Genomic DNA, 12,546 nt, shown 5'->3' on the forward strand with positions numbered 1-12,546 from the left:
CTGCTCCTCAGGGAGGGAGCTGGGCCCGTCCGGGGGATTGACGGGCCCAGCGGCATGGTGAGGGCTCAGACAGCGCGGCCGGTAAGCTCGTAGCCCGCGTCGTCGACCGCCTTCGCGAACGCGGCGTCGTCAGGTTCCGCCACGGTGGTGACGGAGACCCGGCCGGTCTTGACGTCTACATCGACGCTCAGCACGCCGCCGATCCCGCTGACGGCCTCGGTGACTGAGGACTTGCAATGGTCACACGTCATGCCCGTCACCGTGTAGACCGTCGCGATCCCGCCTTCCGTCGCGGTCGTCGTGCCCTTCGCCGCACCGGTGGAGCAGCTGCCGTCGGGCGTGCAGCAGTCGGACATGGTTCCTCCTGGGAATGATGATCTGGGATACCCCTTGGGGGTATGGGTGCCCTTGCATGTATACCCCCAGTTGGTATCTGTGGCAAGGGTTGCGCTTCTCTTGCGCATACCGGGAGGGGGTATATGCTCGATCTCCGTGTCGCACAACAAACGGCGCTCTAGGAGGCCCCGATGAACACCCCTTTGCGGATCACCGCGTTCGCCGCCGTGCTCGCCGCAGCCTTCGGAACCGCATACGGTGTGGGAGGAGCAGCCGACCCGATCAGGACCACCGCCGAGCCAGCCGCCCACGCGGGGCACGACCGGGCCGGGGCTGCGGGAGAGCGAGAAGCCGACAAGAAGGCAGAGGGGAACGGCAGTGCTCCCCCCGGTGGCCTGCAGATCTCGGAGGGGGGCTACAGCCTCGACCTCGAGACGCGCAGTGTCCCTGTGGCCAAGGAGTCCGAAATCCGCTTCGCCGTGCGCGACAGTGCTGGCCGCAAGGTCACCGACTATCGGCGCGAGCACGGCAAGGAACTGCACCTGATCCTTGCATCGCGTGATCTGGCGACCTACCGGCACCTCCACCCGATCCGTACCTCCGACGGCACCTGGAGCGTCGACGCCGAACTTCCCGCAGCCGGCGACTATCGGCTCTTCGCCGACTTCACGCCCGCCGCGAAGGGCGCCGAGGACCTTACTCTCGGGGCTGACCTCGCTGTCTCCGGCAGGTACAGCCCCGCCCAGCCGCCCTCCGTCTCGAATGTCGCGGAGGTCGATGGCTACAAGGTCGCGCTTGAAGGTGGGCTTCGCTCGGGTGTGAGCGGGCGGCTTGATCTGACGGTGGCCAAGGACGGGCGCCCTGTCACGGACCTTCAGCCATACCTCGAGGCGTACGGCCACTTGGTGGCCCTGCGTTCAGGCGATCTCGCTTACCTGCATGTCCATCCCAACGGGGCCCCGGATGACGGCAAGACAAAGCCCGGACCCACAGTTTCGTTCACTGCAACGGCACCCAGTGCTGGTTCGTACCGGCTCTTCCTCGACTTCAAGCACGAAGGGAAGGTGCACACCGCGAGCTTCACAGTCGACGCCGGAGAGGCGTCCAAGGCTCCTGCCGGGAGCGACACCGCCGAGGAGTCCGAGGAGCATCAGCACTGAAGGCGGCGCCAACCGGGTTGAGTCGTTCTGGCGCTGACGTGTCGGACAGACCGCGTGCTACCCCGTCCCGCCGGCAGGCGGGGTAGCACAACTCACGAACGCACCAGGCGGGCGATGGCGTTGGACGCTTCTCGGAGCTTCTTCTCCCTTTCCTCGCCGCCCTCAGCCACAGCGTCGCTCACACAGGTGGCCATGTGCTCGTCGAGCAGTTGCAGGGCGAACGACTGCAGGGCGCGAGTCGTGGCCGACACCTGTGTGAGGACGTCGATGCAGTAGGTGTCCTGCTCAACCAGCCGCTGCAGGCCTCGTACCTGGCCCTCGATGCGGCGCAGTCGCATCAGTACGTCTTCTTTGTGCTGTTTCTTCTCGCCAGGCATGGCTCCAATTCCTTCCTCCCCGGGTCGGTGCCAAGCGCAGCGTCGACCTCCCATTGAAAGATACCCGCACACGGTATGTGGTCGGGTCGCCGGGCGGGCGGAATTCCGGGTCGCCTCGTGTCCCGTTAGCCGGCAGCCTCCCATCGGGCAAACTCGTCAAACTCTCCTGCTAGGTAGGACCGTCGGGTCAGCCAGCGTTGTACCTTGCCGCTCGACGTCTTGTGGATCGCGCGCGGAGGAATCAGGAGGACCGCGTGCGGAGGGATGCTGAAGTGGAGGGAGACCGTGCGACGGATTCCCTCAATGATCTCCTCGTACGGCCTGTCGTCGCCGGGGTCAGTTTCGTAGACGAGAACGAGTCGTTCGGTGTCCGTGCCCGTTCCGCCCTCGACGGAGAACGCTGCACCGCAGTTCCGGCGGATTCCCGTGACCGACTCTTCGCAGACCTGCTCGATGTCCATGGGGTGGTAGTTGCGGCCGTTGATGACGATCAGATCCTTGATGCGGCCCGCGACGAACAGCTCGTCGTCCATGAGGAATCCGAGGTCGCCAGTGCGAAGGAACGGGCCGCTCCCGCTCGCGGTCTTCTCACCGAAGGTCATGGCGGACTCCTCGGGCCGTTGCCAGTAGCCCGCAGCGACGCTGGGGGAGTCGACCCAGACCTCCCCGACTCTTCCACTCTTCAGGGGTTCCCGGGTGTCAGGATCGACGATCAGCAGCCGGGTGTCGGGGCCCGGTCTGCCGCAGCTCACCAGGGTCTTCGACAGTTCGGTGGGGGAGGCCGGGCGGGCGACCCCCTCCGTGCCGAGGGGCTCGCTCGCGATCCGCTTCGAGCGCCAGCCGTCGAGTGGGGTGCCGCCGGTCACGAAGAGTGTGGCTTCGGCGAGTCCGTAGCACGGATAGAACGATTCGGCCCGCAATCCCGTCGGAGCGAAGCGCTCGGCGAAGCGTGCCATGGTCTCGGCCCGCACGGGCTCGGCCCCGGTGAAGGTGAGTTCGATGCCGGACAGATCAAGGCCCTCGAGTTCCTCGTCCGTCGCACGCCGGAGGCATAGCTCGTACGCGAAGTTCGGGCCGCCGGTGATCGTCGATCCGTAGCGCGAGATCATGCGCAGCCAGGACAACGGGCGGCGGAGAAACGTCATCGGTGACATGAGTGTCGCCGGGATGCCGGAGAACAGCGGCGTCAGGATGCCGCCAATCAGTCCCATGTCATGGTACGGGGGCAGCCACAGGCCCCCTGAACTGCCACTGTGAATGCCGAATCCGCGTGCGATGTCATGGCAGTTGCTCATCAGATGTTCATGGCTCAGCACGACGCCGCGCGGGAGTGAGGTCGAACCTGAGGTGTACTGCAGCAGGGCGGGAGTCCTGTGGTCGCAGCGAGGCACGAGTCTGCCGTCGTCGCTCGGAAGCAGATCAACGGCCAGCAAGTGAGGGGCGCGCCCGGACGAAGACTGAAGACTCTGTTGGATCAGCGGCTTGATGTCTGACGTGGTGAGCACGATGTCGGAGCCGGCGTCATCGACGATGGCCTGGAGTCGCGGCAGCGTGCGCGCGAGGCGACTCGGGTCGGGTGGGAAGGCCGGGACCGCGGGGACGCCTGCGTAAAAGCAGCCGAACAGCCCCGCCAGGTAGTCGAGGCCGGGCACGAAGAGGAGCAGGACCGGAGCGCGCCGGGTATCGGCCCCCTCGATGAGTCCAGCGGCCACCGCCCGTGCCCGTGAGTCAAGTTCGGCGTAGGTGATGACCTCAGCCGACTCGTCGTCGGCGACAAAACGGAAGGCGGTGGCGTCGGGAGACTTGGCCGCCCGTTCCTGTAAGGCCTCCGCGAAGGTGGTGGCGCCCTGTGCGCGTGAAGTGGTCAAACCTCTACCTTTCCACGTGCGCCGCTGGTACCTCAATGCGGCGGTCGATGCGGTCCTCGGCCCATGTCCGGGTGTCGATCAGCCACCAGCGGTCGACCTCCACCAGGTAGAGGCGGTGCGGTGCGGGGTGCCGCAGGAGTGAGGGCGGCAGTTGCCACTCGGCCCGCTGGTGTGGGTCCGAAAACACGGTCGCGTAGAACTCCGTGTAATACGTGTCGAGTCGATCCGGGGGAACCTCGGTGCAGCGGCCGGTGAACTGGGCGCCGTCGACCGAGGCGAGGTCGGCGACCGATTCGTGATGGCCGGCAGTGAAGAGCGAGCCGCTCACCTGGGGCCGAGCCTGCACGTGGCGGCTGTGTCGGGACCCGGTCGCCGAACCGAAGACGAACCGCAACGGGGCCGCGAACCAGGCGTACTCAAGGGTGGCGACCCAGGGATCGCCCTGCTCGGACGCGGTGGCCAGGTTCACGTAGCGGGCCGTGTCCAAGAGCTGCCGAGAGCGTCTCAGTAGATCGTCGACCGTCACTGTACGGAGTCCTCGTTGTCGTGGCGCAGGAGGACGGGCAGGGCGGTGATGTCATTGCCGATGAAGGTCTGTCCAGGCTCGACGTCCTCCGGCGCGACGGCCAGGGCGAGGCGAGGAAAGGCGTCGAACAGGGCGGGGAGCGCCAGGGTGGCCTCGAGTCGGGCGAGGTGCGATCCCGGGCAGAAGTGGGGACCGAGCCCGAAGGCCAGGTGGTCCTTGTCCTCGCGGTCGATGTCGAAGGTTTCGGGGTCCTTGTGTACTCCCGGGTCCCGGCCGTGGGCGCCGTAGCAAATCAGGATTGCGTCGCCGGCGCGGATCACCACGCCCTCGCCGAGGTCGATGTCCTCCGTTGCCCAGCGCATCGGCAGGTGCATGACCGGGCAGTGCACGCGCAGCGACTCTTCGATCGCGTCGTCCCACCGCGCAGGATCGTTGCGGAGGCGGGCTAGCTGGTCCGGACGGGTGAGGAGTTCGCGGATCGTGTGATCGATGAGGTTGATGGTTGTCTGGCTTCCTCCGCCGATCATCAGAAGCAGCGTCGATATCAACTCATGGCTGGTCAGAGGGGACTCGCCAGAAGAGCGCGTCGCTATGAGGAAGCTGGTGAGGTCGTCGCCCGGCGTTGTCTGCTTGGTGGTGATCAGCAGGCGCATTGCTGCTTCGAGGTCCTGGTAGACGGCGACGGACTCTTCTTCGGGCACATCGGTGGTGGCGACGACACGGAAGGCGCGCAGCACCTCGGGCCGTTGGTCGTCCGGTACGCCGAAGAGGTCGCAGATCACGCGCGTCGGGACCTCGTAGGAGAAATCCCGGTGAAGGTCGACAGGTTCGTCATCGGTGCGATCTCTGAGCCTGTCGAGGAGCTCGGTGACGGTCGCCTCGATCTGAGCACGGAGCCTCTCCACACGGCGGGGAGTGAACGCAGGGGTGATCAGCTTCCGCAGACGTGCATGAGCACTGCCGTCCGTGGTGGCCATGGAGTCCACGTCTACCCATGGGGCCAGCCAGGGCACGGAGCCGGGGACATAGCTCGGTACCGTCTCCTTGAGGTTCCGGGAGACGCCGGGGTGTGTCAACAGCCGCCTGACCACGTCACCCCGTGACACCGACCATGCGCCGACACCTTCGGGGAGCTCCACCGGAACGGCCGGCCCCAACCCTCTCAGCCGTTCCACCTGTGCGTACATGCAGGTGCCGCCTTCGCTCTTGATCACCTCAGTGGTTGCTGCGCTGAAATCGATCACTGTGAGCCTCCTGATGAGTGCCATGTGCCGAGTCGGGTGCGAGGGGAACGTTGAAGGCGACGGCCGGTGCAACTCGGGAGTTGACCAGCCGTCGCGTCCTGCTCTGCAAGGTGTAGCTACTTCGAGCCGGACTCTGTGACCTGGACCGGGTCCGGCTCACCGCTCTGCTCCGTCGGAGCTGCGGCGCCGGTGGGTGGAACGTGGCGGAGCGTGATGGCGGCGATGATCGCGCCGACCGCCGCGATGGCTGCGGCGATCCCCGACCCGACGTTGAGTCCGTGTGCGAAGGCGTCCTTCGCCACGCGCAGCAGCGGATCGGCGAGGTGATCGGGAAGGTTCTGCGCGGCGGCCACCGCGCCGGCGAGGCTCTCGTCCGCGGCGTCCTTCGCCTCCGTGGGCAGGCCATCGGGCAGCTTGTTCTCGAGGCCGCTGCTGTACGCGGCCGTGCCGATCGTACCGACGATCGCGACGCCCAGAGAGATGCCCAGGTCGTTGACGGTCGAGGCCAGTCCGCCCGCAGCACCGGCCTTCTCGGGCGGGACCGAGCCCACCACCAAGTCGGTGGTGAGCGCCATGGACGGGGACACCGCCGGGTAGAGCACGACGAATCCCGCGATGACGAGCGGCAGCCCGGTCGTGCTCTCGATCTGCGTGAACAGCAGGTAGCCGACGACTTGCACGGCCAGGCCGGTGGCGATGACGTAACCCGGACGGATCCGGCGCGCGATCACGGGTGAGAGAGTGGCGACGACGATCAGCACGATGGCCGCGGGCAGGATGGCGAACCCGGTCTCGATCGGCGACAGGTCCTTCACTTGCTGGAGGAACTGCGTGAACATCAGGTAGACGCCGCCGAGGCCGGTCGCAGCCAGGATGAAGACACCGAGAGCGCCACCAACGGTCCGGTTGACGAAGAGTCGCACGTCCAGCAGAGGGGCAGATGAGCGCAGTTGCCGGAGGACGAACCAGACTCCGAAGGCGAGGCCGACGACCACGGCGGCAATCGATCGCGCCGTCTCGTCCTCAGTAGCGAACGACTTGATCCCGTAGATGAACGGCAGCAGCGTGAGGACCAGGAGCAGTGCGCTGAACAGGTCCAGCTTGGTGCTCTGGGACGCCTGATGGCCAGGCAGCAGCAGGAGCCCGCCGATCACCACGACGGCCATGACCGGGACTGCGACCAGGAACGTCGCCCGCCACGAGAAAGCCTCGAGGAGCAGTCCGGCGAGCAGCGGACCAAGCGCGACACCGCCTGAGATCGCGGCCGCCCAGATACCGATGGCGACACCACGCTGCTTGGCGTCCTGGAACATCGAGAAGATGAGGCCGAGCGTCGCGGGCATCTGCATGGCGGCCGCGATACCGAGGACGGCACGCCAGACGATCATCATCACCGGCGAGTCCGTCATGGCGGCCACTACGGAGAAGATGCCGAAGAGAGCCGCCCCGGTCACCAGCAGGTTTCGGTGTCCATAGCGGTCGGCCACGGTTCCCATCAGGACGAGCAGGCTCGCCATGAGGAATCCATAGATGTCCAGGATCCACAGAATTTCGGTGCCGGTGGGCTCCAGGTCTGCTGCCAGGTAAGGGCTGGCCAGGAACAGGATGGTCAGCATCATGAACAGAAGCAGGGCCGGCAGAACTAACAGGCCCAGCGCTGTCCATTCCTTCCGCCCGGCGCGTGTCTGCGGTGGGCTTGCTGCCGAGGACATCGGCACTCCTCTCATCGTCGACGCCCGATGACACACAGGTCTGTCCGGGTGTCGGTTCACCTGGGGGCATACCCCTAGGGGGTAGGTGTAGCGAACATAGGGGTGGGGGGTATGCGTGTCAAGTGGACCGCCCAGCCGTCAAGGTGGCTGACCTCAGCCGATATCCAGACCTTGTGCGAGGCAGGCCCAGAATTCGCTCTCCAGGGCATGCACCGTCCGGGCGCAGCGCACGGCGGCCATCGGATCGTCCCCGGCGGCGAGACCGCTCTCCAGCGTCGCCGCGGCCTGGTCGAGAAGTGGCAGTGGTGTCTCGGCGAAGAAGCGGAAGTGAGCCACATCGGACTCCTGGAACCCGTATCGAGAAACCAGTGCGTCGGCAACACGGGCGTAAGTCCGGCCGGACTCCAGCGCATTCGCAAGCAGCGCGAGGGCGATGTCGCTCGCCGTGCCGAAGAGCGCGGACTGGGCCAAGTAGGCCGGGTATGCCTGGGCCAGCGGCAGAGGCTCGTGGTCACGCAGGGTCTGCTCGCCGATGCCGAGCGCGGCCGCGAAGTCCACGAGGAGCCGGAGCGCCTCGCCCTCGCCTTCCGCCATGGTCAGATACAGGTCCCCAGCGGGAGCGGCGGGGAAGCGGGCCGCAAGGAGTGCGAAACTCCTACGATCGCTGCGTACGAGCTGATACAGCTCGCCGGAGAGGCGGCCGAGTCGTTCCTTGGGGACCAAGCCTTCCTGAAGCAGGTCGATGAAGCGAGGGGGCGCGGTCTGCGCCAGCATCTGCCCCTGTGCCACGTTGATGAGGTCGGTGACGGTGCTCATCGGGACTCCTCACTGGTCGCGGTTGAGCGGCTTCCCTGCCCGGTATGCGGCGTCGGCCGCACGACTCGCCGGAGATTCGGCCCGGTTGCGGGTCCTGGCGTGGAGTCGGCGACCCACGGGCCGTCGGTGGAGGGGTCGACCACCCCTTCCTCGAGCCAGGTGCAGTTGCCTGCGAGGACGCGTCGCGCCAGATCACGGTCCCGCTCGTCGCTGTTGTCGTTGATCCGGGCGAGTAACGCCTCGACCCGGAGCCTGGACTGGTGGCAGAAGGCGTCGGCGAGCGTGGTCGTGGTGTCTCCCGCACCTGCAAGAGCCCTCGCATAGACGCACGTCACGCTCATGGCGTACAGCTCGGCGCCGATGTCGACGATGCGGCCGAGGTGCCGCTGACGCTCAAGTACGGTCGGTAACTCGGCAGTGGCGAGTTCCGTCAAATGAGCCAGGTGCCGAGAAGTCTCCTCGATGTACGCCAAGTGGTCTGCTATGACTCCGCTTTCCGGTTCGGCGTCGTGCGTTGGAACGCCTGACCGGACACTTTCCGAAGAGCCCGCCGAAGAGCGGTTCCCTTCCAGAAGGTCGTGAGCGATGAAACCGCGCAGTGCCTCACTCGAGCCGTCGAAGATCCGGCCCACCCGGACATCGCGCAACAACTGCTCGACCGGTATGCCTCGTTCACCTCGGGCGACTGCCGAGTCCGCCGTCTCGTATCCGCGACCGCCCCGCAACTGTACGAGCTCGTCTGCGACAAGACAGGCGTGTTCGGTGGCGAAGAGCTTGGCAAGTTCCGCGTCCAGTCGCGTGTCGGTGTCACCGACTTCCGCCCGTCGTCCGGTGACCTCGACCATCGCCTCCAGAGCGAACGCTGTTGCCGCGATATACGCCAGCTTCGCTGCCACGGCCTCGTATTCACCGATGGGACGGTCCCATTGGACTCGCGCAGCGCTCCACTGCCGGGCCACCGAAAGGCTCCATTTCGCCGTGGCGGCGGAGACGGCCGGCAGCGAGAGGCGCCCGGTGTCCTGGGCGGCGAGGGCGACATCGAGGCCGGCCCCGACCTCGCCGATCCGATAGCGCCCAGGGACCGTCACTCTGTGCAGCCGGATGCAGCCGTTCTCCAACCCTCGCAGTCCGAGGAAGGAGCTGCGGTGTTCGACGGTGACTCCCGGTGTATCTGTGTCGACGATGAACGCCGTCATGCCTCCCGTGTCGCCGTCCGAGGGGCTGGTGAGGGCCATTACCACCAGGAGGTCGGCGATGACACCGTTGGTGGTCCAGGTCTTCACGCCGTTGAGGACGTAGGTGTCCGTGGCAGAGTCATGGACGGCCGTGGTGTGCATGCGGTACGGATCGTTGCCGATGTCAGCCTCGGTGAGTGCGAAGGCCGTGATCTCGCGGACGCACCGGGGGAGGAACTCCTGTTTCTGTTCCTCGGTTCCGAACAGGGCGACAGGCTGGGCGAGACCGATGGCCTGGTGAGCTCCGAGCAGCTCGCTGATGGCGGGGTGCGTCGTGCTGGTGAGCATCAGGGCCCGGTGGTAACAGCGCGACGACAGGCCGAGCCCGCCATAGCGCCGGGGAATCTTGATACTCATCGCACCAAGGTCCTTGAGACCTTCGATGACGTGATTGGGGATGCGGTCGGCACGCTCGATCGCAGCACTGTCGACTTCCTTCTCGCAGAAGTCCTGGAGCCGTGAGAGGAATCCCTCCTCCTCGGCATCGAGTCCTCTGGGGTCCCCCTCGGGCAGAGCCAGGAGATCATGCCGCACTATGCCGCGGAACAACTCCCGCGCGAACGCCGGCCGATTTACCTGGGGCCCGCCTCCGTGTTCCGCCGTCACGAGGCCACCGCGGGAACGGCCTGGATGACCGAGAGCGGGCCCGCGTCCCGGTCGCCCACCGAGCGCACCGTGAAGCCCGTCTCCTCCAGCATCGCCCGGAACTCGCTTTCGGTCCGTTCGCGTCCCCCGGTCGTCACCATCATGTTGGCGTCGGTGAGGAACATGACGGGCGTGGAAGTATCGGCGGTCTCGGGCAGGACGGTGCCTACGATCAGCAGGGTGGCCGATTCCGGCATGTGGGCGCGGCAGGTGCGCAGGATGGCGCGGGATTCGTCGTCGCCCCAGTCCTGGAAGACGCTCTTGATGAGGTACAGGTCGCCGCCGCCCGGCACGGAGTCGAAGAAGTCCCCGGCCTGCACCACGCAGCGGTCGGCAAGTCCGGCTTTGCTGAGCGTCGCCGGGGCTTCCGCCACGCCGCTCGCGCTGTCGAAAACAACGCCCCGCAGGCCAGGACGGCTCCGCAGGATCGCGGTGAGCAGGGTGCCGTCACCGCCTCCGAGATCGACGAGGGTCCCGGAGTCGGGAAAGTCGAACTCTGCGGCGAGCTGAGCGGCGGAGTGCCGGGACTCCTCGCTCATCGCCTCGTTGAACAGCGCGCTGGTCTCCGGGTGCCCGGCCAGGTACGCGTAGACCCCACTCCCGTACGCGTGGTCGAAGGCGCGCTCGCCGCTGGACACGGTGTGGCGCAGTCCCTGCCATGAGGTGAGGAAGAGTGGGTCGGTGAACATGCGGGCGAAGTTCTTCAGCGAGCCCGGTGAGTCGGCGCGCAGCTGGGAGCCGATCTCGGTGAGCATGAACTGGCCCGGCCGCGGCTCCGTCATGATCCCGTCGGAGACCAACAGCCTAAGGAGCCGGCGCAGCGAAGGCTCGTGCGCCTGCGTATCGTCGGCGAGTTCCTCGCTGGTGCGGGAGCCGGACCCGATCAGGTCGGCGAGACCGAGCTCGGCGGCGACACCGATGGCGTGCGCGCTCATGTAGCCGCCGATCCGCTCGATGAGCGCAGCGCGCAGGTCCAGCGCACCGTCGACCGGAGTGGTGCGGCGAGGAGTTGTATTGCTGCTCATACGGAGTTCTCCTTGTCGGTGGGGCGCTTGTCGGTGAGGCGGTGCCTGACCCACACGTTGGGTTCGACGTACACCGCGTAGTCGTGCTCGAGGCTGACGGTCACTGGGGCGAGTGCGCCGGGCACGGTGATCGGACCGCTGGTGTCCAGGGGGAGGCCGGTCCACTCGCGCCATTCGTTGAGCCCAGCGGAGATCGTCATGGAGGCCGGACACACCTTCAGGACCTCGCCACCCGCTCTGACATGGATGCGGAGCCATGGGTCCTGGGGCAGCCCGTCGTCACGCAGCAGCTTGATGTACTCGGCCATGGGCAGGTCGGGGCGCTCGTGCTTGAGGCTGGGGCGGACCGGGCCGATGAGATCGAGGAACCCGTGTCGACGGGCGTGGTCGGTAAGGGCGCGCAGGGTACGGGCGGACAGGTTCCGTGACTGGTGTCCGGGGGCGACGGCGATTTCCAGGGCACACAGCGCGGTGAGTCGCCGGTCCGCATACGTATCTGTGAGGCACTGCCGCAGTGCCGCATCCCAGCCCGCGTCGGGCAGCCGACCGGGATCCCCGTCCCAGGCGATCCCCACCCCCGCCGCCCGTGCGACGACGTGACCTTGCTCGTCGAGCACGACGAGCTGGTGCTCCGGGTGGCGGTCGAAGGCCCAGTCCACGAGCAGCGGGTCGGGGCGGATGTAGGCCGGCCACGACGACTCCATCGAGATCATGGCTTCTTCAAGGTCTGGCCGCTCGGCGATGCTGACCACGAGCAGATCGGTGCTGGTGAGAGGCAAGGTGTACTCCGGGTCCTGTCTGTGTGATCACTCGGTGAGCCGCCTCGCGGGCAGCTTTCGCGTGGCGAGGGGCTGTGGGGCGGTGGGGAGTGCCAGCAGGTCGAGGTAGTGCGACCTGGGGATGGGGCGGGCGCCGAGGAGCCTGGCGTGGTCGCTCTCGCGCTGGACGTCGACCGCGACTCCGCCGGCCTCGGCGAAGCGGCGTGTCAGGTCGGCGACCGCGGTCTTCCCTGCCCCGCTGCGGAGCGTGAACTGGGAGTCCGCGCTGAAGACGGCGCCCACCCTGATGCCGAAGACGCCACCGATGAGTTCATCGCGGTCCCAAACCTCGACGCTGTGAGCATGTCCTTGTTCGTGCAGAAGAGACAGGCTGTGCATCAGATCGTCGGTCAGCCAGCGCTGGGCCCGGCCGACCCGGCAGCGTCGGACCACGTCCGCGAAGCAGGTGTCGGCGGTGGTCGTCCAGTCCGCTCGGTTCCGCAACTGCTGGCGCAGGCTGCGTTGGATCCGGGCCTGGTCCACGTGGATCACCGGGCGCGGATCCGGAGACCACCAGGACAGGGTGAAGGGGTCGTCCCTGCCGGGGACGACATGTATGCGCCTGGCTTGGACATCGGCGTCGTAGGTCAGTTCGTTGACGATCGCGGCTTCGACCGTGTCGACCGGAAACGGGTACAGCCCGCTCCGGTAGGCGGCAAGGACGGTCGCGGGTTCGAGGTCGCCGCCGAGAGCGACGGGCTGCGCGGCCGGTCCCGCATCGACATTCAGCGACTCCCACAGGGACTCGGCTCGATCCTGCGTTCGGATCATGTTCACCTCACGG

The 12,546-nt window shown here is 66.9% G+C and carries 12 protein-coding genes; 1 reads left to right on the forward strand and 11 read right to left on the reverse strand.

Annotated elements, in window-relative coordinates; translation table 11 throughout:
- Positions 1–65: 65 nt before the first annotated feature.
- The gene (locus tag ABS735_RS09130; protein WP_016325313.1) at positions 66–356 is read right to left on the reverse strand and encodes a heavy-metal-associated domain-containing protein; all 291 of its coding nucleotides are present in this window, start codon (positions 354–356) and stop codon (positions 66–68) included.
- 171 nt (positions 357–527) lie between these two features.
- On the opposite strand from ABS735_RS09130, the gene ABS735_RS09135 reads away from it, so the two are divergent.
- Positions 528–1,496, forward strand: coding sequence for a hypothetical protein (locus tag ABS735_RS09135; protein ID WP_016325312.1), 969 nt, complete (start codon positions 528–530; stop codon positions 1,494–1,496).
- Positions 1,497–1,588: 92 nt separating this feature from the next.
- Here the strand turns inward: ABS735_RS09135 and ABS735_RS09140 are convergent, their stop codons facing one another.
- From ABS735_RS09140 to ABS735_RS09185, 10 genes are all read right to left on the reverse strand, one after another.
- Positions 1,589–1,873, reverse strand: a complete 285-nt coding sequence (locus ABS735_RS09140; protein ID WP_042799349.1) for a metal-sensitive transcriptional regulator — start codon at positions 1,871–1,873, stop codon at positions 1,589–1,591.
- Positions 1,874–1,998: 125 nt separating this feature from the next.
- On the reverse strand, positions 1,999–3,741 hold the full coding sequence (locus ABS735_RS09145) for a fatty acyl-AMP ligase (RefSeq protein ID WP_016325310.1): 1,743 nt from the start codon (positions 3,739–3,741) through the stop codon (positions 1,999–2,001).
- Positions 3,742–3,745: 4 nt separating this feature from the next.
- Positions 3,746–4,267, reverse strand: coding sequence for a pyridoxamine 5'-phosphate oxidase family protein (locus ABS735_RS09150; RefSeq protein WP_016325309.1), 522 nt, complete (start codon positions 4,265–4,267; stop codon positions 3,746–3,748).
- On the reverse strand, positions 4,264–5,511 hold the full coding sequence (locus ABS735_RS09155; RefSeq protein WP_042799346.1) for a cytochrome P450 family protein: 1,248 nt from the start codon (positions 5,509–5,511) through the stop codon (positions 4,264–4,266). The genes ABS735_RS09150 and ABS735_RS09155 overlap by 4 nt, the downstream gene beginning before the upstream one ends.
- 116 nt (positions 5,512–5,627) lie before the next feature.
- On the reverse strand, positions 5,628–7,223 hold the full coding sequence (locus ABS735_RS09160; RefSeq protein ID WP_042799344.1) for an MFS transporter: 1,596 nt from the start codon (positions 7,221–7,223) through the stop codon (positions 5,628–5,630).
- Between the two features lie 153 nt (positions 7,224–7,376).
- Entirely contained in the window at positions 7,377–8,039 is a 663-nt protein-coding gene (locus tag ABS735_RS09165) for a thiaminase II/PqqC family protein (RefSeq protein WP_016325306.1), read from the reverse strand.
- Positions 8,036–9,880 carry an acyl-CoA dehydrogenase family protein gene (locus ABS735_RS09170; protein WP_046247730.1) on the reverse strand — a complete coding sequence of 615 codons (1,845 nt, stop codon included), beginning with the start codon at positions 9,878–9,880 and terminating at the stop codon, positions 8,036–8,038. Before ABS735_RS09170 ends, ABS735_RS09165 begins: the two co-directional genes overlap by 4 nt.
- A complete protein-coding gene (locus tag ABS735_RS09175) occupies positions 9,877–10,944 on the reverse strand; it encodes a methyltransferase (RefSeq protein WP_016325304.1) in 1,068 nt (355 codons plus the stop codon). The genes ABS735_RS09170 and ABS735_RS09175 overlap by 4 nt, the downstream gene beginning before the upstream one ends.
- Positions 10,941–11,657 (reverse strand): hypothetical protein, encoded by a 717-nt coding sequence (locus ABS735_RS09180; protein WP_046247729.1) that lies wholly within the window; start codon positions 11,655–11,657, stop codon positions 10,941–10,943. The genes ABS735_RS09175 and ABS735_RS09180 overlap by 4 nt, the downstream gene beginning before the upstream one ends.
- 93 nt (positions 11,658–11,750) lie before the next feature.
- Positions 11,751–12,533 carry a leucyl/phenylalanyl-tRNA--protein transferase gene (locus tag ABS735_RS09185; protein WP_016325302.1) on the reverse strand — a complete coding sequence of 261 codons (783 nt, stop codon included), beginning with the start codon at positions 12,531–12,533 and terminating at the stop codon, positions 11,751–11,753.
- Positions 12,534–12,546 lie beyond the last annotated feature (13 nt).

It is taken from the genome of Streptomyces sp. MMCC 100 (genome assembly GCF_041538145.2).
Classification (GTDB): Bacteria; Actinomycetota; Actinomycetes; order Streptomycetales; family Streptomycetaceae; genus Streptomyces.